The 23,638-nt window shown below is 67.1% G+C and carries 23 protein-coding genes; 9 read left to right on the top strand and 14 right to left on the bottom strand.

Going from position 1 to position 23,638, the window contains the following annotated elements; genetic code table 11:
* Nucleotides 1–8: 8 nt before the first annotated feature.
* From IPI67_29545 to IPI67_29525, 5 genes are all read right to left on the bottom strand, one after another.
* Complete coding sequence (locus IPI67_29545; GenBank protein MBK7584336.1) at nucleotides 9–2,693, bottom strand: hypothetical protein; 2,685 nt, start codon at nucleotides 2,691–2,693, stop codon at nucleotides 9–11.
* A gap of 142 nt (nucleotides 2,694–2,835) precedes the next feature.
* Nucleotides 2,836–3,609, bottom strand: a complete 774-nt coding sequence (locus tag IPI67_29540; GenBank protein MBK7584335.1) for a DNA methylase — start codon at nucleotides 3,607–3,609, stop codon at nucleotides 2,836–2,838.
* Between the two features lie 186 nt (nucleotides 3,610–3,795).
* Nucleotides 3,796–5,106 (bottom strand): Na+/H+ antiporter NhaA, encoded by a 1,311-nt coding sequence (gene nhaA, locus IPI67_29535; GenBank protein ID MBK7584334.1) that lies wholly within the window; start codon nucleotides 5,104–5,106, stop codon nucleotides 3,796–3,798.
* A 183-nt stretch (nucleotides 5,107–5,289) separates the two neighbouring features.
* Entirely contained in the window at nucleotides 5,290–6,183 is an 894-nt protein-coding gene (locus IPI67_29530) for a hypothetical protein (protein MBK7584333.1), read from the bottom strand.
* 108 nt (nucleotides 6,184–6,291) lie between these two features.
* Nucleotides 6,292–7,161 (bottom strand): hypothetical protein, encoded by an 870-nt coding sequence (locus IPI67_29525; GenBank protein MBK7584332.1) that lies wholly within the window; start codon nucleotides 7,159–7,161, stop codon nucleotides 6,292–6,294.
* 257 nt (nucleotides 7,162–7,418) lie between these two features.
* On the opposite strand from IPI67_29525, the gene IPI67_29520 reads away from it, so the two are divergent.
* The 5 genes from IPI67_29520 to IPI67_29500 all read left to right on the top strand — a co-directional run bounded on the left by IPI67_29520 (nucleotide 7,419) and on the right by IPI67_29500 (nucleotide 12,305).
* Complete coding sequence (locus tag IPI67_29520; protein ID MBK7584331.1) at nucleotides 7,419–8,642, top strand: hypothetical protein; 1,224 nt, start codon at nucleotides 7,419–7,421, stop codon at nucleotides 8,640–8,642.
* Between the two features lie 17 nt (nucleotides 8,643–8,659).
* On the top strand, nucleotides 8,660–9,346 hold the full coding sequence (locus tag IPI67_29515; GenBank protein ID MBK7584330.1) for a hypothetical protein: 687 nt from the start codon (nucleotides 8,660–8,662) through the stop codon (nucleotides 9,344–9,346).
* Nucleotides 9,347–9,426: 80 nt separating this feature from the next.
* The gene (locus IPI67_29510) at nucleotides 9,427–10,002 is read left to right on the top strand and encodes a TlpA family protein disulfide reductase (protein ID MBK7584329.1); all 576 of its coding nucleotides are present in this window, start codon (nucleotides 9,427–9,429) and stop codon (nucleotides 10,000–10,002) included.
* A gap of 57 nt (nucleotides 10,003–10,059) precedes the next feature.
* Nucleotides 10,060–11,226, top strand: coding sequence for a class I SAM-dependent rRNA methyltransferase (locus tag IPI67_29505; protein ID MBK7584328.1), 1,167 nt, complete (start codon nucleotides 10,060–10,062; stop codon nucleotides 11,224–11,226).
* A 200-nt stretch (nucleotides 11,227–11,426) separates the two neighbouring features.
* Complete coding sequence (locus tag IPI67_29500; GenBank protein MBK7584327.1) at nucleotides 11,427–12,305, top strand: hypothetical protein; 879 nt, start codon at nucleotides 11,427–11,429, stop codon at nucleotides 12,303–12,305.
* 286 nt (nucleotides 12,306–12,591) lie between these two features.
* Here the strand turns inward: IPI67_29500 and IPI67_29495 are convergent, their stop codons facing one another.
* The 7 genes from IPI67_29495 to IPI67_29465 form a co-directional block, all read right to left on the bottom strand.
* Nucleotides 12,592–13,227, bottom strand: coding sequence for a hypothetical protein (locus IPI67_29495; protein MBK7584326.1), 636 nt, complete (start codon nucleotides 13,225–13,227; stop codon nucleotides 12,592–12,594).
* A 226-nt stretch (nucleotides 13,228–13,453) separates the two neighbouring features.
* Nucleotides 13,454–14,179 carry a hypothetical protein gene (locus IPI67_29490; protein ID MBK7584325.1) on the bottom strand — a complete coding sequence of 242 codons (726 nt, stop codon included), beginning with the start codon at nucleotides 14,177–14,179 and terminating at the stop codon, nucleotides 13,454–13,456.
* Nucleotides 14,180–14,327: 148 nt separating this feature from the next.
* Nucleotides 14,328–15,908 (bottom strand): PPC domain-containing protein, encoded by a 1,581-nt coding sequence (locus IPI67_29485; protein MBK7584324.1) that lies wholly within the window; start codon nucleotides 15,906–15,908, stop codon nucleotides 14,328–14,330.
* Between the two features lie 176 nt (nucleotides 15,909–16,084).
* Nucleotides 16,085–16,642, bottom strand: coding sequence for an orotate phosphoribosyltransferase (pyrE, locus tag IPI67_29480; GenBank protein ID MBK7584323.1), 558 nt, complete (start codon nucleotides 16,640–16,642; stop codon nucleotides 16,085–16,087).
* Nucleotides 16,639–17,226: a polymer-forming cytoskeletal protein gene (locus IPI67_29475; protein ID MBK7584322.1), complete on the bottom strand. Its 588-nt coding sequence runs from the start codon at nucleotides 17,224–17,226 to the stop codon at nucleotides 16,639–16,641. Before IPI67_29475 ends, pyrE begins: the two co-directional genes overlap by 4 nt.
* Nucleotides 17,227–17,233: 7 nt before the next feature.
* Nucleotides 17,234–17,548 carry a polymer-forming cytoskeletal protein gene (locus IPI67_29470; protein MBK7584321.1) on the bottom strand — a complete coding sequence of 105 codons (315 nt, stop codon included), beginning with the start codon at nucleotides 17,546–17,548 and terminating at the stop codon, nucleotides 17,234–17,236.
* 26 nt (nucleotides 17,549–17,574) lie between these two features.
* A complete protein-coding gene (locus tag IPI67_29465; GenBank protein MBK7584320.1) occupies nucleotides 17,575–17,928 on the bottom strand; it encodes a polymer-forming cytoskeletal protein in 354 nt (117 codons plus the stop codon).
* Between the two features lie 247 nt (nucleotides 17,929–18,175).
* Between IPI67_29465 and IPI67_29460 the strand changes: the two genes are divergently transcribed.
* The gene (locus tag IPI67_29460; GenBank protein MBK7584319.1) at nucleotides 18,176–18,859 is read left to right on the top strand and encodes a hypothetical protein; all 684 of its coding nucleotides are present in this window, start codon (nucleotides 18,176–18,178) and stop codon (nucleotides 18,857–18,859) included.
* 24 nt (nucleotides 18,860–18,883) lie between these two features.
* On the opposite strand, the gene IPI67_29455 is transcribed toward IPI67_29460, so the two are convergent.
* Together IPI67_29455 and aroF are read right to left on the bottom strand one after the other, a co-directional pair.
* The gene (locus IPI67_29455) at nucleotides 18,884–19,585 is read right to left on the bottom strand and encodes an RNA methyltransferase (GenBank protein MBK7584318.1); all 702 of its coding nucleotides are present in this window, start codon (nucleotides 19,583–19,585) and stop codon (nucleotides 18,884–18,886) included.
* 6 nt (nucleotides 19,586–19,591) lie between these two features.
* The gene (aroF, locus tag IPI67_29450) at nucleotides 19,592–20,608 is read right to left on the bottom strand and encodes a 3-deoxy-7-phosphoheptulonate synthase (GenBank protein MBK7584317.1); all 1,017 of its coding nucleotides are present in this window, start codon (nucleotides 20,606–20,608) and stop codon (nucleotides 19,592–19,594) included.
* 154 nt (nucleotides 20,609–20,762) lie between these two features.
* On the opposite strand from aroF, the gene trxA reads away from it, so the two are divergent.
* The 3 genes from trxA to IPI67_29435 are packed head-to-tail and all read left to right on the top strand — an operon-like array spanning nucleotide 20,763 to nucleotide 23,618.
* Nucleotides 20,763–21,083: a thioredoxin gene (gene trxA / locus IPI67_29445; protein MBK7584316.1), complete on the top strand. Its 321-nt coding sequence runs from the start codon at nucleotides 20,763–20,765 to the stop codon at nucleotides 21,081–21,083.
* 32 nt (nucleotides 21,084–21,115) lie between these two features.
* Entirely contained in the window at nucleotides 21,116–22,243 is a 1,128-nt protein-coding gene (locus tag IPI67_29440) for a metallophosphoesterase (protein ID MBK7584315.1), read from the top strand.
* A 7-nt stretch (nucleotides 22,244–22,250) separates the two neighbouring features.
* The gene (locus IPI67_29435) at nucleotides 22,251–23,618 is read left to right on the top strand and encodes a hypothetical protein (GenBank protein MBK7584314.1); all 1,368 of its coding nucleotides are present in this window, start codon (nucleotides 22,251–22,253) and stop codon (nucleotides 23,616–23,618) included.
* Nucleotides 23,619–23,638 lie beyond the last annotated feature (20 nt).

Raw genomic sequence — 23,638 nt, 5'->3', positions numbered from 1 at the left:
CCCGCCGCTCACTTGATCTCGGCTAGCTGGTAGGCGCCGTAGTCGAAGGCGTAGAGCGTCTTGTTGGTCGCGTCGAAGCCGAGCCCGTACGAGCTGGTGCTGGTGCCGTAGCTCGCGAGGATGTCGGCGTACGGTGTGGTGCCCGCCGGGCTGCACACGAAGTAGACCTCGCTGCGGTAGCCCTTGTAGTAGAGGAAGTCCGCGGTGCCGTCGTTGTTCGTGTCCTGCGCGTGTACGGCGTTCGAGTAGCTCGATGTGTTGAGGTCGAAGGCGTTGGTGATCAGTGTCACGGCTTTTGTCGTACGGTCGATGCGGATCAGGCGCTTGTTGGTGCCGCAGGCCGTGTAGAAGAACTTGTCGTCGACGGCCAGGCCGCTGCAGTAGTTCTCACCCGTGAACGTCGCTTCCTGGGTCGCGTTGTTCGGAAAGGTCGAGGGCGCGGCGTTGGCCGACCAGACCTCGGTGGCCGTACCGGTCGTGGACTCGGTCGTGATCATGTAGATCTTGCCCTTGTAGACCACACCCGAGCGGAGGTAGTCGCCGGGGACCTGCGGGAACGTCACGTAGTCCTGGCCGCTCCAGGTGGTGCCGGGGATGAGCTTCCAGACGTAACCCGCGGTGCCCGTCAGCGTGTAGCGGATCGAGAACGGATCGGGGCCGTTCATGAAGAACCCGTAACCGAGCCACGACGACGTCACACCCGCCGCGGTTTGCTGGATCCACGAGCCCTTGGTCACCCGCCAGAGCGTGCTGGTGTTGCCAAGGTAGACGTAGCCCGTGGGGCTAGTGTCGGTGGCGACGTAGTACCAGAGGCCACTCGGCGCGCTCACCTTGGTCACAGCCGCGCCCACCATGCCGTTTTGTCCGATGCTGCACGGCGGAGTGACCACCGTGAACTGCCAGCTCGGTTTGGTGATGGGCTTGCTGCACTTGGCGTCGGTAAATCCGGACAGATCGACCGTCACCACTTCACCCGCGGGCATCGCGATGCCCGGGTTGATGTTCAGCGTCTTGTTGCCATTGGTCCACGTGATCGCCGTGTTGGGGTAGGTGAAGCTGAGGTTCGTGCCCTTGTTGCCCGTGACCTTCACCGTCCAGCCGGTCGTGACCAGTGGCACGTCGAAGTCGACGGTCAGGGTCGGCTTCAGTGTGCTGGTCGTGGAGTTGTGCGCTGGGGTCTGGGTCACCGCGCTCGCGCTGAACGTGCTGCAGTTGACCTCGGCGAGCGTCACCACGAGCGGGTTGTTCAGGGGCGCGGTGCCGGAGTTCACGTGGGCGACGTAGAAGAAGTAGGTGGTCCCACTGGTCACGTTCACGCTACCGCTCATGGCGGTGAGCGAGTAGTCCGCGACACAAGCCAGGGGTGCCGAGACACTGCCGCAGGTGCCGCTGCCGACCACCGCCACCCAGCGCGTGCTGATCGGCTTCTCGAAGGTGAACTCCAGGCTGCCTGTGAAGCCGGCCTGGTACGCCAGCACCAAGTCGGGCGCGAGCACGCTGTAACCCGACGCACAGCTCGGGGTGCTGACCAGGTAATCGTTCTTGGTGGCGGTCCAGTTCAACGTGTTCTTGCCAGCTTTGATCGGGATGACGGTGCCGCAATCTTCCCCCGTGGCAGCTCCGGTCACACACGAGTAGTTGCTGCCGCTCTGTTCACACTTCTGCCCCAGTGGGCAGGTTGTCGTGGCCTGCCAGTCCTGGCAGCCATTGATCCCGACCTTGCACTCCTGGATGACGTTGGCGTTGCACTGTTTCGCGTTCAGCGTGGGGCACGGGTTGGTGCAGACACCCTCGCATTTGGCCTTGCCGGCCCCCGCGAGCTTGCAGAACTGGCTCTTCAGCGAGCAGTCTTCGGTCTGCTGCCAGTCCAAACAGCCGTTCGCGTCCGAGCCGCAGGTCGACAACACGTTGCCGACGCAGTTCTGGGTTCCCACTGCGCTGCACTTGTTGTTGCAGGCGAGGGTGCACTGGGCCACGCCGCCCGGTGTGGTACAGGCCTGGCCCGCCGCAGCACAGTCCGACGTGGTCAGCAACATCAAGCAGCCGTCCGCACCTTGGGTGCAGGTGCGCAGCACGTTTCCGCTGCACTGGGTGTCACCCGCCTTGGTGCATTGGTTGACACAGGCGGCGCCGCACTGGGCCGTCCCGCTGGTGGCATCACAGCTCTGGCTCTTGGCCGCGCAGTCCTCACCCGGAGTCCACTGATTGCAAGTGGTCGTGGCGTTGGTCTCGCACTTCTCGATCACGCCGGCGTTGCACTGGGTTGCGCCCAGGGTCGGGCAGGCGCTGACACAACTGGCGGCGCAAGCTGCCTTCCCGCCGGTGGCGTCGCAAAGCTGGCCGTTCGATGCGCAGTCGGCGCTCTGTACCCAGCCACGACACCCGGTGGCGCCTTGGCTGCAGGTCTGGAGGATGCTGCCCTGGCACTGTGTGTCGCCTACATTGACGCAACTGTCATTACAGCAGGTCGCTGGGTCGAGCTGGCAGGTCGTGGCGTTGCAACCCAGGTTTCCGCCCTTGAAGCCGAGCGTCTGACAGGTCAGGCCACCGAAATCCTTGCCGTCGCAAGCCTCCGTCCCGTCCTTGGTGTTGTTGCCACAGCCGCCGTTTCCGCTGCCGCTCCCGCTCGAAGCGCAGGCGATCAGGACGTACGCACCCAGCGCGGCGAAACACGCCGCCAAGACTCGTTTCACTCTAAGCCTCCTCTACCGACTTCAGGCGAGCGTAGCTCAGGCCACCTGCTTTCGCAGCGTCCGCCGCGAAGTTTCAATGGTTTCGGGCGGGTCAGCTTTCGCCCCCGCGCCCGGCTCCCGCGGAAACACGGGTCTTCCTGCGTCACTCGGCGCGCCGCGGGCGGCGCGGAGCCGCGGCGGGTCTGCCCTTTTCACTCGGCCGCCGCTCGAAGAGCAGTAGATAGTTGAAACCGCGCAGGAAGAAGCCGGCTTCGTCGGCGGCCTTCCGGTAGTTGCCGAGCCCCAGTGTGCGGTTGTGGCGCACGACCGCGACGATGTCATGCGGGATGAAGTCCTTCTGGGCCAGCTCGAAGAGCTCGAAGCCGAGGGGCCAGAAGCCCCGACCCTTCTTGAACACGTCGCACACGTAGATCGCGAGCATGCGCTTTTCCCGCAGCACGCGCGCGCACTCGTCGAGCACGAGTCGCATGGCGCGCTGGTAGCGTCCGTCGGCTTTGAGCTTGCCGATGCAACGTTCATCGTCCGAGTAGTCGAGATTGTCCGCGTACGGCGGATCCATGAAGACCAGGTCCACGCTGCGATCTTTGAGCGGCATGCTGCGAGCGTCGGCGAGGCGAATGTCCGGCCGAGTGGGTGCCAGATCGAAGCCAGTGCCGACACGCCCGAGATCTTTGCAGACATCGAGGGTCGTCCCGCTCCCGCAGAAGGGATCGAGCACGAGCTCGCCGGGTGCGGTGAAGCGGTGCACCACGTTCCAGACCACGTAGCTCGGCGTCGCGCCCTTGAAGGCCTGGCTGCCTTGTTGTTCGCTACCGTAGTGCTGCGATGGGTAATCCCACAGGGTCGTCACCTGCGGACGCAGCGGCGGTTTGTCGGGGCGTTGACGGGCGGGCGAGCGCGGGCGCGAAGGGCGCATGCGCGGTAGCTTACGTCGGCTCTCGCTCGACCTCAGCCATTCTGCGCATGCGGGTGCGATTGGCCCACCAGGCGATGACCCGCCCGATGACGAACATTGCCGTCACGCTGCCGGCGGAGAGGGCACATCCCGCGCAAGTTGCCACGAGAAAAGCCTAGCGCGCCGGCTGGACACGTCGAGGGGTGTTCAGGCCTCGGTCGATGTCTCGGCCTCGTGGGCCGACCGTGCGGCCTTGGGGTCCACAGACTGTTTGAGGACCAGTCGCCCGACACCGAGTCCCAGCACGGCTGCGAGGCCCGAGGCTACCAGCACTGCGAGCTTCGCGGTCTCGAGCAGCTTGCCCGGTGGGAAAGCGAGGTCGGCCACGAACAACGACATCGTGAAGCCGATGCCCCCGACGAGTCCCACGACCAATACCCCGCTCCACTGCACGCCGCGCGGGCGGAGTGCAAACCCCGCGCGATTGGCGAGCCACGCCATGCCGGCAATCCCCAGGGGTTTGCCCAGCACCAGTCCGAGCGTGACGCCGGAGAAGAGCAGCGCACCGTCGCCGTCGATGGCGACTCCGGCCAGGGGTACCCCGGCGTTGGCCAAGGCAAAAAGCGGCATGATCCAGTACGCGACGACTCCGTGCAGTTGCCCCTCGAGGTTCTCCACCGGCGAACGCCTTTCGCCCGGGAGCGCGCGCACGGGTGTCATCAGACCGACGAGGACGCCAGCCAGCGTCGGGTGAACGCCGCTCTTGTAGATGCCGGCCCAGACGACGATTGCCGGTAGCGCGTAAGCGACGGTGGAGCGCACGCGGAAGCCTTGCAAGATCACGATACCGAGGATGCCGCCGGCCGCGATGGCGAACCCGGTCAGCTGCACGCCAGTGGAATAGAAGATGGCGATCACCAGGATGGCGCCGACGTCGTCGATGACCGCAAGCGCCAGGAGGAGCACTCGCAGCGCCGGTGGCACCCTGCGGCCCAAGAGCGCGAGCACGCCGACCGCAAAGGCGATGTCGGTGGCCATTGGGACTCCCCACCCGCTGGAGCTCGGCAGGCCTCGATTGAGCAGCGCGAAGATCAAGGCTGGCGCCAGCATGCCACCGACCGCTGCGGCGAGGGGGAACGCGGCGCGGCGGAGCTCGCTGAGCTCGCCCTTGTGCATCTCGCGTCGGATCTCCAAACCAACGACGAAGAAGAACACCGCCATCAGCCCGTCGTTGATCCAGAAGTGCACGTCTCGCTGGAAGCTCCACCTGCCGAGCGTGGCGCCGATGGGGATGTGCCAGAGTGCTTCGTAGCTGCTGCTCCACGGTGAATTGGCCCACCCGAGAGCCAGCAGTGCGGCGCACAGCAGAATGATCCCGCTCGCCGCCTCGATTGCCAGAAAGCTCTCGACGGGGCGCAGCAAGCGCCGCGCGATTCGGCGTGCAGGGCGCCAGCCGTCTCGACGACTGGGCTCCGGATCCTCGGTCAACTTGGCTTCGGCGGATGGATCGGGGCGCATGGTTCGTTTGCGACCGCTGGCGGCCCGACCAGCGCGCTCCTGCGGCAAGACAGCTGCCGCACCCAAGAATCAAGGCCGAAACTCTTGGGCCGGGATGGCGCGAGGTCAACCCACGCGACCACCAAAAGACGAAGCCCCGAGCCACAATTGCGGCCGGGGCATCGGATCACGTTGCGCGCGCTGTCAGGTGCAGAACCACTTGTTCGTCACACAGGTGCACTGCAGGCCGCCCCAGGTGCAGACCTGACCCGCAGCGAGGGTGCAGTTGCTCCCCGATTGCGGCGGGGCGCCTGGACATGCGCTGCCACCAGTGCACGACCAGTTGCCGTTGTTGCACGTACACTGGCCCGCCCCGTACATGCAACGGATGCCACTCAGCTTGCCGCAGCTGCCGGTCGGCTGCGTTGCCGGGCAGGTTCCGCAGTCCCAGTCGCCGTTGTAACACATGCATTGGTCGGTGCCGTAGAAGCACTGCGCCGTGTCGGTGCCGAAGCTGTTGCAGTTGGCGGCGACGGTCGGTTTATTTGTTGGACACGGATCACAGTCCCACGTTCCGCCGAAGCAGGTGCACTGTTGGTTGTTGAACGTGCAGTTCTGGAGCGGAGTCGTGCACTGAGAATTGCTCTGCGGCTGAGTCCCTGGACAGGTCGGGCCGCCGCCGCCCGTGCCTCCGGTTCCCCCCGTTGCGCCACCGGTGCCGCCGGTGCCGCCGGTCGTTCCGCCCGCGCCGCCGGTGCCCGCCGCGCCGCCGGTTGCTCCGCCTGCGCCCGCCGCGCCGCCACCCGCGCCCGCCGTACCGCCGCCTGCGCCCGCGGTGCCGCCGCCTGCGCCCGCCGTGCCACCGCCTGCGCCGGCCGTGCCGCCGCCCGCGCCAGCTGTGCCGCCACCCGCGCCGGCTGTGCCGCCGCCGGATCCGCCGCCTCCGCTGGAAGTACCGCCGCCCGAGGTGCCGCCGGTGTTCTTCCCGCCGGTGCCGCCGGTTGCCTTGGTGTCGCCTTCGCTATCACCGCCGCAAGCGGTTGCCACGAGCAGCGCCGAAACCACACTCGCCCATCCCAAACTCGTAAGCTTAGACATTCTCGCCTCCTACCCAGACCCGAGATGAAGGTAGCTCAGATTGGGAACCCGGTGCAATCTGCTGCGAGGCGACCAAGAGGAGCGCGAGGGACGCGCCGAGCTCACTTCTCAAGCGCAGAACCATTTACTGGACACGCACGCGCACTGGAAGCCGCCCCAGGTACAGACCTGCCCCGCCTGCACGCTGCAGTTGCCACCCGACTGCGGCGGATTGCCCGGACAGCCGTTGGCGTTGCCACACTGCCACTGACCGTTGTTACACGTGCATTCGTTGGCACCGTACTGACAGCGGATGCCAAACAGCTGACAGCTCCCGGTCGGCTGGGTCGCGGGGCAGGTGCCGCAGTCCCAGTCGAAGCCGTAACACATGCACTGCTCGCTGCCGTAGACGCACTGTGCGCCCGTCGACTGGCACTGCGCGTTGTTGTTCGGCTTTGCGGTGGGGCAGGGATCGCAGTCCCAGTGACCGCCGTAGCAGGTGCACTGCTGATTGCCGTAGGTGCAGTTCTGGAGTGAGTTCTGGCAGTTGCCGTTGTCCTGCGCCGTTGCCGGACAGGTGATCCCGCCGCCGCCCGTGCCTCCGGTGCTGGCGCCCCCGGTGTTCGCGCCTCCGGTGTTTGCGCCTCCGGTGTTCGCGCCTCCGGTGTTCGCGCCTCCGGTGCTCGCGCCACCAGCTCCGGCCATGCTGCCACCAGCTCCGGCCATGCTGCCTCCGGCTCCGGCCACACTGCCTCCAGCCCCGGCCATGCTGCCTCCGGCTCCGGCCACACTGCCTCCGGCTCCGGCCACGCCGCCTCCGGTGCCGCCACTGGTCGAGCCACCGCTCGAGGTGCCACCGCCGCTGGTGCCGCCAGTGTTGCTACCGCCGGTTCCCCCGGTGGACTTCTTGGCGTCGTCCTCGCTGTTGCCGCCACACGCTGGCGCGACGAGCGCAGCCATCACCAACACCAAACCACCGACACTCGAAAGCTTTGCCATCACGCCTCCCAATCCAAGAGATCGAAGCATAGCTCAGGCTCGAACTGCCCGGCACTTTCTGGGTGCGCGCGGCAACACGATGGCTCCCGCTACCTCCCGTCCTCTCTCGAGGCTGCCCTGCTCACGGGACGCCCCATATGCTCGGAATGAGCGGGAATTACCCGGTCGATTTGACTCGGTCGTGTGCCTTCTGCCATGCCTTCCGGGCTCTTGGGCGCCGGGTTCGGCGTTCACAATCCAGGTGCCCTGACTCTCCCATGTTTGGTCCCAACTCGAGACTCCCCGCAGCCATCGCGCTCACGGCCTCCGGCCTTGGGCTGACGTTCGCTGCGAACTCCACGCTCGACTATTCGTCGCACCTCGATCGGCGACTTCACGATCTGCATTGCAGCTTCATCCCTGGCGCTGCGCCGACGGATGCCGCCGAAGCCTGCCGGACCGCGATGTACAGCCCCTACGCCGCGTTCTTCCGCGACAAGTACTGGGGAGGGATCCCGATCTCCCTGTTTGCTCTCGGCTCGTTCACCTTCTTCGCCGGGTTCGCGCTCTACCTGCTGCTCGCGGGAGCCAAGGCACCACGGCGCGCCGTGGGTTTTTTTGCCGCGGTCGGGGTCACTCCACTCCTGGTGTCCATCGGGATGGCAATCATCAGTGCGACCCAGCTGGGCTCGTTTTGCAAGACCTGCGTCGGCATCTACATCTCTTCGTTTCTGCTCGCGCTCGGCGCGCTGCTCGGACTGCTAGGGAATCGGAGGCAAGCGTCGGCGGCCTACGCTGAGTCCGTCGAGCGGCCGCAGGGCAGTTGGTTGGTGCCTCTGGCTTTTCTACCTGCACTCGGCGCGGTCACTCTGGTGCCGGCGGCGGTCTACGCCAGCGCAATGCCGGATCACCGGCCGTACCTCGACAAGTGCGGCACGCTCAAGAAGGACCCCGGCGCGGCGGACGGTCTCTTGCGGATGACCGGCAGTCGCATGGTCTTGCCGGCGCTGTTCTTCGAGGACCCGCTGTGCCCGACCTGCCGTGCGTTTCACCAGCGCCTGGCCATCGAGGGTGTGCTCGATCGCCTGGACGTGCAGCTCGCGCTCATGCCCCTCGACAGCGAGTGTAACTGGATGCTGTCGAGCGCGATGCACCCCGGCGCTTGCATCGTGAGCAAGGCCGTCATCTGCGGCAAGGACCGAGCGCGGCAGGTGCTCGAGTGGTCGTACGACGAACAAGATACGCTGACCCGGGCCGGCAAAGCCGGTGCTCCCACGCTGCGCGCTCTGATCGAAAAACGCTGGGGCGCCGAGATGCTGAAGTGTGTCGACTCGAAGGAGACGAAACAGATTCTGAATAACCACTTGCAGTTCGCCACGGATAACGCCGTGGCCGTCTCGACGCCCCAGGTCTTCGTCAGGAAGCAGCGCATCTGCGACGAAGACACGGACATGGGCCTGCGCTACACGTTGCGGCAGCTGGCCCCGGAGCTCTCCCCATGAGCACCCAGGCGAGGTTCGTGGCTCCGCTGGTCGGTGCACTCCTGACGCTCGGGGCGCTCGGGGCCCTGTCGCTCTCGGTTCGGGCTGCGGTGCGCGGAGCGGGTGAGCGGCTGGCGACCCCCGATGCGGAGAAACCCAAAGCTGCCATCGCTGATCACGCCGAGGTGGCCTATTGCACGCCGAAGTTCAAGCAGGTGCTCGAGCGGGTCCTGCATTCGTGCGGTCTAGCCGGCGCCGACGACCGGCGTGGGTGCAAACCGGCAGACGTGAAGACGTTTGCATCGATCGACGACGACGACTTCAACGAGCTCTTCACGCCGCTGAAGGACCGCGGCGGGGTCGTCTTGTTCGACACCGCCAAGGACGAGCTGGACGACGAGGCCAAGAAGTTGTTGGGCGACCGCTGGGCAGACCGCAAGGGGGCCCGCTACTTCTTCGTGGTCGCGCGCGCGTCCAAGACGGGCTCGGCCGACAAGAATCGAGCGCTCTCCCACCGTCGCGCGAACTCGATCATGTACTTCCTGAAGGAAGTCTCCAAAGATCCGGAAATCGAGAAGAAGGTGGGACTCTTGTGGCTGGGAAACGAATTCGCTCAGTTGTCGAAGGAGTACTGCACGTGGCCGAACTCCCGCGCCGGGAAGAAATGCGACCAAGAGTCCATCAACCGCTCCGCTTTCGTCTCGTGGGTCGACTGCCGGTTGTAACGCTGTTTGCGCTACTTTCCGTCGCTTGCAACGACGACAAAAAGCGCGAGCCGGGAGCGACCGGACAGCGGAGCCAGGTCGTGAGCGCCACCGTCGCTGCGCCCGCGAGCACCCCGACTTCACGCGCCTCCGCGGTCACGCCGCCGAGGCCGCGGAAACCGCCTCGCAAGCTGTGCACGGGAGAGCTGGACAAACCCGGCAGAGGGTTCCCCGACAAGCCCATCTCTCGCGCCAACGCACCAGGTGCCGGGCAGCTGCCGGGCAAGCCGCGGGTCGGCGCGGGGGCCTGGACCTGGGTGAACTTCTGGGCTGCCTGGTGTGTGCCCTGCAAAGAGGAGATGCCGCGCCTGATCGACTTCGAGAAGAAGCTGCGAGCGGCGGGCAAGAAGCTGGACCTGACCTTCGTTTCGCTCGACGACGACCAGCGACAGCTGGACGACTCTCTGGGCGCAGCGCCGGCGAATGGTGTGCGCGCTAGTTACTGGTTGAGAGAGGGCAAAGAGCGGCAAGAGTGGCTCTCTCTAGCCGGTATCGAGGAAGATCCTGAATTGCCGACGCACTTGCTGGTTGATCCCGAGGGCAAGGTTCGCTGTCGGGTCAAGGGCGCCGTCGAGGACTCCGACTTCGCGTCGCTCTCCGAGATTGTCGGGGGCTGAGCCGGCCCAGACGGCGCTCGACTGCTCCGGCGCGATCTGGGAGAACCCCTTCACCCCATGGCCAACCTGCCCGAGATCGAGCTGCCTCGTTTTCTCGAAGCCGCCCTCGCGTCGGGGCACCCGTGGGTCTACCGCGATCACGTGCCGCGGGGTTTCAGCGCCGAGCCCGGCAGCGTGGTGCGAGTCCGCGCCGGTGCTTGCACCGCGTTTGCGGTCTGGGATGCGTCGTCGCAGATCGCACTCCGGATCTACTCGACCCGGGAACCGCCGAGCGCGACCTGGGTGGCCGCGCGAGTGCGCGAGGCCTGGGAGCTCCGGGCCCCGCTCAGGAGCCAGCGCACGACGGCGTACCGGTGGATCTTCGGGGAAGGGGACGGGCTGCCCGGAATCACCGTCGACCTCTACGGTCGTTTCGCGATGATGGTGGTCTACGCCGATGGCCTTGGGCAGATCGCCAGCTGGGTGGCCGACGCGCTGCGAGAGACGACCGAGCTCTCCGGCGTCGTGCGCCGGGGGCGCGAAGGCGAGGAGCGGATCGAGCTGGTCTGGGGACGGCTGCCGCCGACGGAGCTGCTGATCGAGGAACACGGCGTGCGGATGCGGGCGGACCTCGCGGTTGGGCAGAAGACGGGGCTGTTCCTCGATCATCGTGAGAACCGCCGATTCGTCGGCGAGGTCGCCGCGGGCCAGCGGGTGCTCAACCTGTTCGCCTACACGGGAGCTTTTTCGCTGCACGCTGCCCTCGGCGGAGCAACTCATGTCACCAGCGTGGACGTCGCGGAGCAGGCGATGGTCGCGGCGCAGGAGAATTTCCGTCTCAATGGCCTCGCCGCCGACGCCCACGATTTCGTCGTGAAAGACGTGTTCGAGTTCCTGGACCAGGCGCGGCGACGAGCATTGACCTGGGATCTCGTGATCTCGGATCCGCCGAGCTTCGCCCGCCAGAAACAACAGCAGAAACAAGCCCTGCGCGCCTACGTGAAGCTCAACTCGATGGGGCTACGGGTCACGGCGCCGGGCGGGCTCTATGCCGCGGCGAGCTGCACCTCGCAGGTGGGGCCGGAGGCGTTCCGTCAGACCCTGGCGGACGCGGCCGCCCGGGCCCGACGCCGGTTCCAGATCATTCACGATGCGGGGCAGCCCGCTGACCACCCGGTCTTTGCGCAGCACCTCGAAGGGCGTTATCTGAAGTTCGTGGTGGGGCGGGTGCTCGACCTCGTCTGAAGGACGCCGGGACCCACGGCCGCGCGCTGCGGCCAGCGGCGACCGGAGCGTAACCCTGGCTGCGTCACGTGTGACGCTCCGACGTCCGCCCGCGCATGCGTGTCCGCGCGATGGCGCAAGAAAACCCCGGTGCCCCGTGCTTCCTTGCCTTCGGCCGGCACCTCGGACGCGCCGGCACGAAATCTGCTGAGGTGTGCGACATGACCCATCGGTTGGTTCGTATGTCATCCAGGTGCTTGTTCCTGAGCGGCCTTTTCGGCCTCACGCTCTCCGCTCTTGGCTGTTCGTCGGACGACTCGAACGATTTCGCGGAGCGCTTCTGCGCCGTGTTCAAGCCGTGCTGTGTGAAGGCCGGAATGGAGGGCGACCAGAGTTTCTGCCGAGCGCTCTACGGGAGCGCACGCCCTACCAGTAGTGCTCTGGCAGATCAGTGTCTGAAGGAGTACGAGGCGCTGGCCAAAGAGCCCAGCTTCTGCGACTTCAAGACCAAGTCGCCGGAGTCCTGCGACAAGGCGTTTCCCAAGAGCTCGTCGGGTGGATCCAAGAAACCGGGGGCCAGCTGCACGAGCTCCGGTGAGTGCGCTGGCGATGCGACCTGCGATCAGGACTTCAGCTCCGACACCGGGCTTTGCGCAACCTTCGTCTTGGCCGCGGAGGGCGCGGCCTGCATCGGCGAAAAACATGGGAGCGCCAGGAGCTGGTCGGGCAACGCCGTCGACAATCAGATCTTGCTCTGTGACTACGATGCTGGACTTCACTGCAGCGGTCAGGTCTGCAAGAAGCGAGCGGCGGTCGGTCAGGCTTGTTCGTTCTCCCAGGACTGCGTCGATGCGGCCTACTGCTCGAACGACCTCTGCGCACCGAGGCTGACGGCCGGCAGCACCTGCACCGGAACCACGAACGACGAGTGTGATTCGACGACCTACTGCGTCGAGAGCACGAAGACCTGTGAGCCTCGGCGCGCTGACGACGAGAGCTGCACGAGCGATGCCGAGTGCCTCAGTGACAACTGCGACTCGGGGGTGTGCAAATACAATCCCGGGCTCGGGGGCTTGGCGCTTGCGTTCGTCTGCGGTTGACGCGCGGGCTCGTTCTGGTGAAGGAGGACACCGGCGGAGACGTCGTTGGACGTTCACCGCCGGTGCACGGCATTCATGAAACTTGGGTTTTGCGCGGAGCTTCAGCCTCCGAGCGTGACACCTCCTGGGTGGACGGCTCCGGGATCACGGGTCGCGCGACGCTTCGTCTGGCTTGCCTTGGGCAGGGCTTGCATCTTCTTCTCTTGGCTTGGAGTTTTTAGGGGACGAGGCGTCGGAACAGCTTCGCGTGATCCGGAGGCGTGAGAGTGACGGGCCTTTCGGGGGATCATTTGATCTGGGCGAGCACCTCCGTTCGGCTGCCGTCGGCGCGATCGATGGTTGCGATGACGACTGATTTGCCGGCGAGCATCTTCACGCTGGCCCGGATCTGGGCTTCGGAGGTGCTGGCCCGCGGTCCGCGCTGGCGCTTCCGGATGTCGAACCCGAGCGGTGCCAGCGCGCCGGCTCCGTCGCGCCGGACACCGATCTGATACTCGACGTCGCCCACCCGAGTCTCGAGCTGGGACGAACCGTCGCCGCCAAGGCTCAGCGAGAACCGTTCGATCTCGGTGGCCGCGCCGGCCCGGAGCTCGCGGAACTCCAGCGCGACCAGGTTCGGTTGCGCGGTGCTCGGCTGTGCGGTGCTCGCTCGAGGGCGCGTCGCCCGCGGTGGCGTCGGTGCAGCGGGCGCGCTGTGCGGCGCACGTGCGGGGCGCGCACCACGGGCGACCGGCAGCATTGCCCGCGGCGAAAACCGAGCCGGCCACGTCGTGAGACCGGCGGAACGCTGCGCGTCGGGGCGCGTAGCGTGAGCGCGCTGGCTCGCTGGTTCTGCGCGTGCTTCGGTCGCAGACAGTAGAAGGACTGTGCAGGCGAGCGGCGCAACGAACAACGACGCGATGTGGACGGAACGAAATCTCATTCAGGGCTCCTTGGCTTGATGTTCCTGAGTAGAGCAACGCGCGTGCCACTCACGTCGGGCGTGGAGAAACGCCGAAATCCGACGAAACAGTCGCGCGCGCCGCGGCGCTCCCAACCGTTTCTTGCCATGCTGTCCGCGCGTCTTCGCGCCGCGTGACGAGCTGACAATCAGCCTGCGGAGAGGGCCATCGTGTCGTGCACGGCCAGTCGAGCGTCGGCGCCGGAGCTCAGAACACGTAACGAAGCGCGAGTCCGCCGGTCCACGCCAGGGCCTGTGCACCACCGCGGTCGCGCCCCAGCACATCCTGGTAGTTCTTCACGCCGCCGTGGAGGGTGAGCGCAGTGTGAGGGTTCACCTGATACCACTCGAGCCCGAGCTGCCCACCCCAGTACAGCCCGAGCTGATCGGCCCTGCGGTAGCCGTAGTAGAAGAGCACGTCTTCGGTGATCTTCGCCCCGCCGGCGCTGCCCTGCACGTAGATGCCAAAGCGGTCCGCTGGTTTGACGGTCAAGCGCAGCCCACCGCCAAAACCGAAGAGTGCGTAGGTGCGTGGCTCGGGTGGCGGATTTGCGTACGAGGTGTTGGAGAAGACCAGATCGCCCTCCCCGAACAGCATCAGCCAACCAAACGGCTCGAAGCCAAAGTGCAGGTGGAACCACGGAGACGTCGGGGAGACGTTCTTGAGCGGGCCGAGGTGTCCCATGGCCCCGACGCTGGACTCGACGACGAACCCGTGTCCGCGTGGCGGGGGCGGTGGCGCCTCTTCCTGATCATCAGCCTCACCGAGGTCGCGGTTATCCGGCTTGTCTTCGGTCGTGAGCCACTTGTCGATCTCGGCCTCGGTCATTTGCCGGCGCTCCGGCTCGTCCGCAGCGCGGACCGGCGCGACCCACGAGAGCAGCGCCGCAAGCGCGGACAACGACACCAAGAGCTCCAAACGACCTGACCGCATCGAAAGCCGGGGCCACGTTACCGCGCCCGGTGCCGGCCGTCACCGGAGTTTTCCCCTCGAAATGAGCGAAGCCCCGCGCCTCTCGGTGCGGGGCTTCGTTCGGGCTGGCTTCGAGCGGACTCGGCGCCTGCCACTCACTCTCGCCGAATCAGGCCTTCGGACGGAAGTGGATACCGCAGCGGTAGTAGGTGCCCATGATGGTCGAGTCCTGGCTCGAAGCGTTGAGCTTGAGCAGGAGCTTGGCCTGGCCGGTCGGCGTCGGGATCTTGTCGATCAGCGCGTCCTTGTCCGCGGTCTCGACGGCAGAGCCGCCGGTGATCGCGGAGCCATCACCCTTCTGCAGCGTCATGGTGAAACCACGCAGGCCCGAGCCGGAGCGCTCGGCGCCGCAAGCGATGGACACGGTGTCGGAGCCGGTGGCCGGCACGTTCATGCTGAACCAGTCGACGTCGGCCCCGTTGTTCTTGAGGTCGCCCTCGACGAAGTAGCTGCCGGCCGTTCCGGTGGCCATGGTCAGCGCCTCGGCAGTGCCCATGGTGTCGTTCTCGCTCGCCGTTTCCTTCTCGACGGGGTTGCCGGCGCCTGCGCCGGCGAGGTCGAAGTAGAAGTCGTTGCCACCGGTCTGGGTTGCCGCGCGCTTGTAGAACGCGACGTACTCCGTCCCGCCGATCAGCGGCACGTCGAGGCTCTGGCCTAGGCCGGACTTGGTGTCCTTCTTGGAGAAGTCGACCTTGGCGAGGATCACGCTCGGCGCGGCCTTCGTGGTGATCCAGATCTCGCCGGGAGAGGTCGTCGAGCCGTTGCCGTCCACGCCGCCCTCCTGGGTGTAGAGGCTGCCGTTCAGGCGGCTGCCGCTGGCCACCGTGATGTCCGTGGCCATCGTGAAGCTGTAGGTGTCGACGTCGGTCGCGCTCGAGAAGGTGCCCATCATGGTCGTCAGGTAGTAGCTGCCGGCCTGATTCGGGTTCTTCTTGAAGGTCAGCGGCGTCGCGGCTGCCTCGGTCTCGTTCGGCTCGACCTCCTTCACTTCACCGGCGTCGGTGAAGAGGATCTCGCTGATGTAGAGGCTGTAGTTCTTTTTGGTGATCTTCGCGACCGGGGCGCAGTTGGCAGCGCCACCCTTCTCCCAGGCCGTGCACTCGAGCACGCGGATGTAGTAGGTGCCGTCCGCCGGGAGCACTGTGAGAATGTACGGATCGTTGCTGCTTCGCGGGTTCGGATCGTCCTGCTCGGCGAGCTTCTTACCCGTCGAGTCGTACATCGTGATCACGAGGTCGACGTAGGTCGGGTCGAACTTGTCGGTGCCCGTCTTCGCTGACGTGATGATGTTGAGGGCCTGGCCCTTCTTGCCGTCGAACTTGTACCAGTCCTGATCGGTCGCGACCGGGTCCAGCGCGCCCGCGACTGCGTCCTTGGCCGGATCGGTTCCGATCTTGGTCTGCGTCGCGGTCTCCTTGGTGTCGTTGCCGTCCGGCTTCGCGCCGCCGGTGCCGCCGGTGCCACCACCGCCCGTGCCTCCGCCGCCCGTGCCTCCGCCGCCGACGCCGCCGACGCCGCCCGAACCGCCCACGAGGGAGCCGCCCGCGCCGCCCGCGCCGCCTGCGCCGCCCGTCGAGCCGCCGGAGCCGCCGCTTCCGTTGCTGTCGCTACCGCCGCACGCGGTCACGGTCATGAGCCAGCCAGCGCTGGCGATCAGAAGTGCAAGAGAGGTCTTGGTCGATGAAGTCATGTTCGTATCCCCGTTCGGTTGTGGACAGGTAATCGTGGCGTCCGGCGTCGCCCGACCACCAACGCGGCGGGCAGCATAGAGGGGAACGGCCGCTTTTCAAGCCGCGGCGAATTTCCGCGTATCATCCCGGGGTTTGTCCGGCATGGGCGCACGTGGCTCCGCCCGGGGCCCGGCGCTCAGCCCATGAAATCGCTCTTCAGCGTCAAGCTGCGGAGCGGGAGCCCGGCGGCCTCGATCGTCTCGGCGCCACCCTCTTGTCGATCGACGAGCGCCAGAATGCCAACGACCTTCGCTCCGACGGCTTCGAGTGACTTCACGGCGTTGAGGCTCGAGCCGCCGGTGGTGATCACGTCCTCGAGCAGCGCAACGCGAAGGCCGGGGCGCAGCGCCTTGTCGCCTTCGACCAGCTTCGCGCTGCCGTGGTCCTTCTGTTGTTTGCGCACGTAGAGCGCAGGCAGTGGCCTGCCCTTCTGGAAGCTCACCAGGCTCACCGCGCTGGCGAGCGGGCAGCCGCCCAGCTCGACCCCGCCGACGGCGTCACACTCCGGTAGCTCCGACAAGGCTTGGAACATCAGCTCGCCGGCGAGCGCGTGACCCTCTGCGGTCAACACGGTCTGTTTGCAGTCGATGAAAAAATCGCTCTCCCGACCCGAGGCGAGCACGACCTTCTTGCGCTCGAAGCTCAGCTCGCGAAGCAGCGCCACGAGCCGTTGGCGCCGGGTCTCGTCGATCACGAACGCTTTGCTTTCTTCTTGCCCTTCACGCCCTTGCCCAAGGACGGCACGACGGGGGCCGGCGGCCCTGCCGGCGGCTCGGCCGCGGCGATGGGCGCCGAAACCGGCGCTGGTGTTGCGGGTGCCGGTGCTTCGTTCGCCTTCGGCGGAGCCGCGGTCGCGGCGGGGGCCTTCGCCGGCACGGGTGCCGGCGCGCTCTTGGGTTTTGCGCTGAAGCTGTCCGCCCGACGCGTCGGGACGACCGCGGCGCGGCGTGGCGCAGGAGCGTCGCCTTCGGTACGGACACTTCCGCGCACGAGTGCGCCATCGGCGATGCCGATGCGTGGCGCGAGCAGATCGCCGACCACGCGCGCGCCGCGCTCGAGCATGACCGCCTCGCTGCCCGTCAAATCGCCGGCAACCTGCCCGGCAACCAGGATCTGCGCGCCGCTGACACTGCCGTTCACCGCGCCGTCCTCGCCGATGGCCACGTCGCCTTCGACCTCGACGTCGCCCTCGACTCGCCCGCGGATCTCTATGGAGGCGCCGCCGCGCAGGTTGCCGCGGATCGTCGTGCCGCGTCCGATGATGGATGCTGCCGCCATCGCTCCGTCACACGTCCATGTCGACGCTGCCCTTGAACGAGGCGCCGTCTGCAATGGTGAATCGCGCGGACTTGACGTCGCCGACCAGGCGACCGCCGGCTTGAATGTCGACCCGCTCTTGGGCCGCGACGTTGCCGGTGACCTGACCCGAAATCGTGACCGAGCTGGCGGTCAGATCCGCCTCGACGACGCCGCTGCCGGCGACGGACACCGCGTCCGTCGTGGTGAGCGTCCCGCGCACCGTGCCTTGAACGACGACCTCGTCATCGCCCGTGAGCTCGCCTTCAATCGTGAGCCCTTCGCCAATCACCGTTCCCGCCATGTTTGCTCCGTCGCTCGAAGGTCGGCTCAGCGCCGCCCTCCGAGGTCAAGGGTGAAGTCCGTGTCGAGTCGCACGTCGACCCGTGAGCCCGGCTCGATGGCCACGCTGGTGCCTTTGAGCTCGCCGCGCACCTCGGCACTGGCGCGCACCACGATGGGGCCCTGGCAGTTGGCGTCGCCTTGGAGCTTGCCCGCAATCTCGAGGGCGGAGCCGCTGACGTCGCCGTCGACGCTGCCGCCGGCGACGATCTCGACCGGCCCGGAGACGGCGACGTCTCCGCTCAACGTGCCCTCGATCCTGAGGGCCCCAGTTCCGCCGACCCGCCCCGTGATCTGGGAGCGGGCGCCGATGACGCTGCTGTCCGAGCTGTGGCGCACCATGGATGCGGGCGGACGCTAATACAGGCCGGCCGGGCTGTCACCACGCGGGATGCGCTCGGGATCGCCGTTTCCCCGTCGCTCGAGCGGCTCCCCGCCCATCCTCGGGGTTGCGCCCCGTGGTCGCCCCCCGCCAAGCGCGGGGCTCCACCGGCTTGGGAAGGCACGACTGCGCTGCTTGGCGCGTGCTCCGCTCTGCTGACGAATCCTCCGCACGCCGGTGACTCGTGTCGGGCGCTATACTCAGAGCGTGCGCTCGCTCCCTCTGCTCGCAGCGGTCCTGGCGCTCGGTTGCTCGCTGCTCGAATCCGTCGACGGTTACGAGGGGCCGGCCGCGAGCGGCGCGAGTGGCGGCGCGTCCGGCGGCACGTCCGGCGGCACGTCCGGCGGCGGGACCGGGGCCGTGATTGGCAAAGGAGGCGGCTGGGCGACGGGTGGAAGTGGTGGCTCGAACGCCGGCTCGGCTGGGGTTGCTGCGGGGGGAGCTGGCGCGTGCAGCACAGCTTGCAGCGACGGCGACGCCTGCAACGGCGTCGAGACCTGCAACGCCGGCCAGTGCGTGCCCGGTGTTCCCCCGACGGTGGATGACGGTAACTCCTGCACCACGGACTACTGCGATTCGAAGACGGGTGTAGCGCACGTGATGGGCAGCTACCCGTCCATCAAACAGTGCATCGCCATGACGGACGTCTGTCCCACCGATTACTTCCGCTCGGAGTACACGTGTTGTGATCCCGAGTGCGGGGCGTGCCCTTACTTCGTCAACGCCCAGTTCTGCCAGCGCGCCTGCGCCGCCGAGATCCAGATTTGCTGCGGGGATCTCCAGGCCAAGTGCGCGGGCCTCAGCTGCCCCGGCGGGTACACCAAGACCGGAGAGGTTGGCGCCAACTGCGTGTGCGGGACTGCTGGATTCGCCGTGGTGTGCAAGCGCTGAGAGTGGCGACGGTCGTGGCGGCCGTCAGCCCGGCCGCGCCGCCGCCAAGATCTCCTCCGCGCGGTTGACCGTGGCAAACAGCCCGCGCGCGTACAGCGTTCGCCGTTCGGCCTCGGACAGATCTCCGGCGCGGTTCCGCGTCGCCGCCGCGAGCAAGATCGCCGCCGACACACTGACGTTGAGGCTCTCGACGAATCCGCGCATCGGGATCCGCACCGAGCGGCGCGTCGCGCTGGCGAGCGCCGGCGAAATGCCCTCGTGTTCGTTGCCGAGTACCAAGGCCAGGCGCGGCACGTCGGCCAAGTCTTCCGGTGAGAGCTCGCCCTTCGGATGGGTCGCGACGAGCTCGAAGCGCTCACCCACCAGCTGCGCGACCGCCGCCTCCGGACTCGGGTGTCGCACGACGTCGACCCAGCGCTCGGTGCCCTTAGCAACCCTCGGTGCGATCAGGAACTCCTCGACCCGCGGCACAACGTGGGCGGTGTGCAAACCGAATGCGTCACATGAACGCAAGATGGCGGCGCCGTTGTGCGGGTCGTGGGGCGCGTCCAGGAGCAGCGTGACACTGCCCAGCCTCGCGGCGATGACCTCGGACAAGCGCGCGCGTCTCGCCTCACCCACCATGGGTTCGAAGAGCGCGATGACGGCCTCGGAGGACCACGCCGGGCCCCACGGCACGCCGGACGCGCCGGGCGGCGAACACACGCCTTCCGACTCGCGTCGCATGTTCGCCTAGACCAGCGCCTGCCCGAGCGCCGCCGCCACCTTGCGGACCTCCTGCATCAGGTCCGCAAACATCGAGAAGGTCAGGGCCTGCGGGCCGTCCGACAGGGCCTTGCTCGGGTTCGGGTGGACCTCGACGATCACACCGTCGACACCCGCAGCCACCGAGGCGCGGGTCATCGGCCCCACGGCCTTGGCAACCCCGGTCCCGTGAGACGGATCTACGATCACCGGCAGGTGGGTGATGCTGCGCAGGATGGGCACGATGCCCAGGTCGAGCGTGTTGCGGGTCATGGTCTCGAAGGTGCGAATGCCCCGCTCGCACAACATCACCTGATAGTTGCCCCGCGAGACGATGTACTCGGCTGCCATCAGCCACTCGTTCACGCTGCTCGCGATCCCACGCTTCAACATGACAGGCTTGCCCAGCGCCCCGACCGCCTCGAGCAGCGAGAAGTTCTGCATGTTGCGCGCGCCGATCTGCAAGATGTCCGAGTAGTCGGCGACCAGCTGCAGCGTCTCGGTGTCCTTGACCTCCGTGATGATCGGCATCCCGGTCGCTTCCCGCGCCTCCGCCAGGAGGGCGAGCCCCTCCTCGCGCAGACCCTGAAAGTCGTACGGGCTGGTGCGCGGCTTGAACGCACCGCCGCGCAGGATGCTGGCCCCGTGCTCCCTCACGTGTTTGGCCGTCTCGAGCACCTGCTCGCGGCTCTCGACGGAGCACGGCCCGGCCATGACCACCAGCGGACCACCGCCGATCTTCACCCCGCGCACCTCGATTACCGTGTCGTCTGGCTTCACCTCGCGGCTCACCAGCTTCCAGGGTTTGCTGACCGCGACGGCTTCTTGAACGCCCGGCAGGCGGTTGAACAAGGCCGGGTCCACCGCGCCCTTGTTGCCCGTGACACCAATGGCGATGCGCACGGCGCCGGGAATTTCGTTGGGCGTGAAGCCGAGCTCGCGCACGCGCTCACACACTCCCTGGACCTGGTCCGGGGTGGCGCTCAGGCTCATGACAATCAGCATTGGGGCCTCCGAAGCAGCGGATCCTCTAGCATGAGGTCGTGGGCAAGAGGGGCGAGAGTCGCGCAAATTCGCGGACTTTGTCGGCTTCCTTCAGCCCGGGTGTTCCGCTTTCGGGCCGCCGTGCTTATGTATCTCGCTCACCCCGGAAACTCCCATGGCATCCAAGAACGTCCAACACTTCAACGACGTAAACTTCGACCAGGAGGTGCTGAAATCCGACAAGCCCGTGCTGGTCGACTTCACCGCCACCTGGTGCGGGCCCTGCAAGGCCCTCGCTCCCATCGTCGATCAGCTCGCTGACGAGCTCGACGGGGTCAAGGTCGGCAAGCTCGACATCGACGAGTCGCCGGTCACGGCAGGCAAGCTCGGGATCCGCGGCGTGCCGACCGTGATGGTCTTCAAGAATGGCGAGCGCGCGGCTCAGCACGTCGGCCTCACCACGAAGGCAAAGCTCAAGGAGCTGATCGGCGTCTGAACCGGCGTCGATTTCTGGTCGTCGCCCACCTCGTGACCGCCGCCTCGCACATTGCGCCGGCGGTCGCTTGGTCTTTGCTCCTGCCCTGGTGGTTGGCGCTCGTCGTGACGTTCACGTTCTGGGCGCTGACCGCGCGGCGCGTTCAGAAGATCTTCTCCGACCCCAGGCGCTCGCGCTGGGTGACGCGCCTCGTGGACGTGCCGATGTTCGTGCATTTCGGCGCGGGGTTCATGGCGCTCCCGCTGTTTGCGTTCGGCGCGCTCCTCGTCGGAGGATCTTCGCTCACCGGTTGTGCACCGGCGGCGCTGGCCGGTGACGGTGCTCTTCAGCTGAGGGAAGCCGCCTTCGCCGCCTTCGCGGCGGGGCTCGGGCTCACGGGTTGGGGAGCGTGGGTGCGCCGCCGGCGAGTGGTCACCCACGAGGTCGAGGTGGAGCTCGCGGGACTGCACCCGGAGCTCGACGGTTATCGCGTGGTTCAGCTCTCGGACCTGCACATCGGGAGTTACGACGACAAGGCGCGCGGCCTCGAGTGGACCCGGATGGCAAACGAGCTCCGGCCGGATTTGCTGGTGGTGACGGGCGATCTCGTCACCAGCGGTACGGACTACTACGAGGACGTCGCGGACGTGCTCGGGTCGCTTCGGGCGAGAGACGGCGTGTTCGTGGTCATGGGCAATCACGACCAATGGAACAACGACGCGCTGACCCGGGCCATCGTCGAGCGGGGGCCCCGTGTGCTCAAGAACGAACACGTGAACATCACGCGCGGCGGTGGTGCGTTCACATTGGCCGGCGTCGACGATGCGTTCTCCGGGAACGATGACATCGAGCGTACGCTGGCCGATCGACCGGCGAACGTGCCGACGATCCTGCTCGCGCACTACCCGAGCTTCTTCCGGGAAGCGGCTGAGCGGGGAGTCGAGCTCACCCTGAGCGGTCACACCCACGGCGGCCAGTTTGGCGTGCCGTTTCTCGCAGACCGCTGGAACCTGGCACGCGCGGTGGGGCAGCCGTCGCGGGGACTCGAGCGTCGCGGTGAGAGCGCGCTCTACGTGAACGCAGGGCTCGGAACGACGGGGCCGCCAGTGCGGATCGGTGTGGCGCCGGAGATCGCCGTCTTGGTGCTCAGGACCTCGGGCAACGAGCGCGGGGCGAGCTGACCTCGTCATGTCCACGAGCGCCAACTCGCTGAGCTGTCCGCGCTGCGGCGGAGCCGTACCGATGGCGGCGCTGGCGCGATCGGTGACGTGTCCGTACTGCGCCGGGCAGATCGAGCTCGGGCGTGATGCGCTGGAGGAGCTCGGGCGTTACCGCGCGGAGGTGCACGGTCGACTCGAGCAGGCGAGCGAAAACCTGCGCCACGCCGAGAGCTGGAACCGCTGGTACGGTGGAGAGGACGCGCGCAAGAAGAACCATCCGCTCGTGGCCGTGGGTGTGTGGCTGGGGCTGGTGCTGCTGGTGGGCGGCACGGTTTTTCTGCTGCAATCCCTCGGTTTGTCCAGCCGGGCTTCCGCAGAGCTCATGCCCTTCGCGACCATGGGTGCGTTCGTGCTCGGCATCGGCGGATACCTCTTCTGGTACTACCGTGGGCGCCGAGCCCGCGCGGCCAGCACGGCATTGACCAGCGCTGCCGTCGTCTGCCCGAAGTGTGGTGCTCCCCAAGGACATCACCCGGGCGAGGTGCTGGAGCACTGCCGGTTCTGTGGGGCCGCGCTGATGCCGGGTTCGACGGCCAGGCAGCACGGCCGCATCGAAGCCGACAGGGCGGCGGTCCGCGCGGAGATCGAGCGCTCGCGGGCGGAGCGTCGCGGCATGCTCACGCTTTCATCGTCGAGCGCCGCGAACGGGACGCCCTACATCGTCCTCGGCTCTTTCTTGCCGATGACCTTGCTGGGCGCGATCGGGTTCAGCGCGTCGTATCTGATGGGGCAGGAGAAACCGGACCAGCTCTACGGCATCTTGCTGCTGTGGGTGCTTGCGCTCGGAAACGTTGGCTTGCTTGGACTGGTGTACGTGTACCGCCGGTCTCGTCGAGAACGGCTCGAGCGCTGGATGGGGACGCTGGCGCGCGAGCTCCGCGGGCATCCGTTGTCGGATCCCTGGGCGGTCAACGCCTGGCTCGATCGTCACTGGGCTGGGCCGGTGCCGCTGGTCGAGCTGTTTCGGGGCCCCTATTACTCCGGGTTTGCCGGCGAGGTGCTCGGGTACCCGGTGCTCGTTGTGGCCAACCCCGTGGGCGCGAGCGAGGACTACCCCGATTTTGTCAGCGTGCGGCTGAGCGCGTGGTTGCCCGAGCCGGCCCGCACCGAACCTCTCGTGGCGCGGGCGCGCAGCGGGCTGGCAGTGCACGGATTCGCGCTCGAGGTCGCTCGAGCAGGGTTCGTGGCGCTGACGGAGCGAGGGCGGGCGGCGCGGCTGCTGAAGAGCCGCGACGCGTCGGGCTTGGGAGCCGCGATAGTGGAGCTTGCGCAGGCTGCGCGGGCGATCGGCGCCCATCCGATCGATGTGGCAGCCGGAGGCTGGCCGGGTGCGTGAGAGTTTTACTTAGTTTTTAC

The sequence above is a fragment of the Myxococcales bacterium genome (assembly GCA_016706225.1).
Lineage (GTDB): Bacteria > Myxococcota_A > Polyangia > Polyangiales > Polyangiaceae > JADJKB01.
The sequence above is the reverse complement of the archived record's forward strand: the minus strand, read 5'-3'. Positions and strand labels throughout refer to the sequence as shown.

Excerpts from the sequence above, each read along its gene's own strand:
- IPI67_29465 (MBK7584320.1), bottom strand. The coding sequence starts at position 17,928 with ATGGTGCGCCACAGCTCGGACAGCAGCGTCATCGGCGCCCGCTCCCAG.
- IPI67_29525 (MBK7584332.1), bottom strand. The coding sequence starts at position 7,161 with ATGGCAAAGCTTTCGAGTGTCGGTGGTTTGGTGTTGGTGATGGCTGCG.
- IPI67_29505 (MBK7584328.1), top strand. The coding sequence starts at position 10,060 with ATGGCCAACCTGCCCGAGATCGAGCTGCCTCGTTTTCTCGAAGCCGCC.
- IPI67_29540 (MBK7584335.1), bottom strand. The coding sequence starts at position 3,609 with ATGCGCCCTTCGCGCCCGCGCTCGCCCGCCCGTCAACGCCCCGACAAA.
- IPI67_29435 (MBK7584314.1), top strand. The coding sequence starts at position 22,251 with ATGTCCACGAGCGCCAACTCGCTGAGCTGTCCGCGCTGCGGCGGAGCC.
- trxA (MBK7584316.1), top strand. The coding sequence starts at position 20,763 with ATGGCATCCAAGAACGTCCAACACTTCAACGACGTAAACTTCGACCAG.
- IPI67_29455 (MBK7584318.1), bottom strand. The coding sequence starts at position 19,585 with ATGCGACGCGAGTCGGAAGGCGTGTGTTCGCCGCCCGGCGCGTCCGGC.
- IPI67_29470 (MBK7584321.1), bottom strand. The coding sequence starts at position 17,548 with ATGGCGGGAACGGTGATTGGCGAAGGGCTCACGATTGAAGGCGAGCTC.
- IPI67_29490 (MBK7584325.1), bottom strand. The coding sequence starts at position 14,179 with ATGCGGTCAGGTCGTTTGGAGCTCTTGGTGTCGTTGTCCGCGCTTGCG.
- IPI67_29495 (MBK7584326.1), bottom strand. The coding sequence starts at position 13,227 with ATGAGATTTCGTTCCGTCCACATCGCGTCGTTGTTCGTTGCGCCGCTC.
- IPI67_29475 (MBK7584322.1), bottom strand. The coding sequence starts at position 17,226 with ATGGCGGCAGCATCCATCATCGGACGCGGCACGACGATCCGCGGCAAC.
- IPI67_29530 (MBK7584333.1), bottom strand. The coding sequence starts at position 6,183 with ATGTCTAAGCTTACGAGTTTGGGATGGGCGAGTGTGGTTTCGGCGCTG.
- IPI67_29520 (MBK7584331.1), top strand. The coding sequence starts at position 7,419 with ATGTTTGGTCCCAACTCGAGACTCCCCGCAGCCATCGCGCTCACGGCC.
- IPI67_29485 (MBK7584324.1), bottom strand. The coding sequence starts at position 15,908 with ATGACTTCATCGACCAAGACCTCTCTTGCACTTCTGATCGCCAGCGCT.
- nhaA (MBK7584334.1), bottom strand. The coding sequence starts at position 5,106 with ATGCGCCCCGATCCATCCGCCGAAGCCAAGTTGACCGAGGATCCGGAG.
- IPI67_29500 (MBK7584327.1), top strand. The coding sequence starts at position 11,427 with ATGACCCATCGGTTGGTTCGTATGTCATCCAGGTGCTTGTTCCTGAGC.
- aroF (MBK7584317.1), bottom strand. The coding sequence starts at position 20,608 with ATGCTGATTGTCATGAGCCTGAGCGCCACCCCGGACCAGGTCCAGGGA.